Annotated in this window: 1 protein-coding gene; it reads left to right on the top strand. The window is 68.6% G+C overall.

The window, feature by feature from the left end; all coding sequences use genetic code 11:
* A partial coding sequence (locus PMX72_RS10260) for an IS3 family transposase (protein ID WP_271729945.1) occupies positions 1-1,270 on the top strand: 1,270 nt, incomplete at its 5' end.
* Positions 1,271-1,299 lie beyond the last annotated feature (29 nt).

The raw sequence follows: 1,299 nt of genomic DNA, 5'->3' as shown, positions 1-1,299 counted from the left end.
GGGGGTGCGGACAGAAAGTTGGACCGCGGGGCGGTCCGGACTGGAGGTTCGCATGTACAGCAGGGAGAAGGTCGAGCTCTTCCTCCTGGCGACGGAGGACGGCATGGGGCCCACCGCCGCCGCGGAGTTCGCGGGGGTCACGGTGAGCGCGGCCAAGAAGTGGGCGACGGGGCACCTCCCGCGCAGCTACACCGGCGGGGGCTGTAGAATCGTGGCGAGGAAACCGCCACGGAAGGAGGCCAGCTTGGGCCCCGACAAGTCGATCTACGCCCCGCCCGCGACCGGCCCGCTCGCCGGGCTCAACGAGGACCAGATAGAGAACCTGCTGCTCAGGGCGGTGTTGGCCGACCTAAAAGCGGAAGGGTGGGACCCGGCTTCGATCTCGAACAGGAGCAAGTGCGAGCTCGGCGAGAGATTGAGGCGGGCGACCGCCCTGCCCCTCCGCTCGATCACAGGTTTCTTGAGGATATCGAAGAGCTCCTATGAGTACTGGAGGCCCCGCGTCGCCGTGCCGCGCGACCGCGACGCCGACATACGCGGCCGCGTGGTGCGCATCTTCCGCGAGGGCTCGGGGTGCTGGGGGTACCGCACCGTCTGGGCGCGCCTGCGCCGCGAGGGCGTCCGCGCCAGCGAGAAGCGCGTGGCCCGCGTGATGCGCGAGGAGGGCCTCGAGGTCGTCTACAACAAGAGGCGCGCCCGGGGCTACAGCTCCTACGCCGGCGAGGTCTCCAAGGCGCCGGAGAACCTCGTGAACAGGGATTTCCACGCCGACGAGCCCAACCGGCTGTGGCTCACCGACATCACCGAGTTCAGGCTCCCGGGCGGCGAGAAGGTCTACCTGAGCCCGGTCATCGACTGCTTCGACGGGATGCCCGTCGCCTGGTCGATCGGGCTGCACCCCGACAAGCGCCTCGCGAACTCGAGCCTGCTCAAGGCCTGCGCGGCGAGGCCGGCGGGCACGCGCACGACGATCCACTCGGACCGGGGCGGCCACTACCGCTGGCCGGAGTGGATCGGGATCTGCGAGGAGAACGGCCTGGTCAGGAGCATGTCCGCGAAGGGCTGCAGCCCGGACAACTCGGCCTGCGAGGGCTTCTTCGGGCGCCTCAAGAACGAGTTCTTCCGCTACAGGGACTGGGAGGGCGTGACGGCCGAGGAGTTCATGGGGAGGCTCGAGTCCTACCTCGTGTACTATCGGGATGGGCGCATCAAGAAGTCCCTCGGGTGGCTGAGCCCGATGGAGTACCGCAGGAAGCTTGGATACGCCTAGGCGCGGTCCAAGAAATCGTCCGCACCCCC

The sequence above is a fragment of the Collinsella aerofaciens genome (assembly GCF_028207065.1).
GTDB lineage: Bacteria > Actinomycetota > Coriobacteriia > Coriobacteriales > Coriobacteriaceae > Collinsella > Collinsella aerofaciens_AR.
Note: the sequence above shows the minus strand (reverse complement) of the source record. Positions and strands in the feature narration are given on the sequence as shown.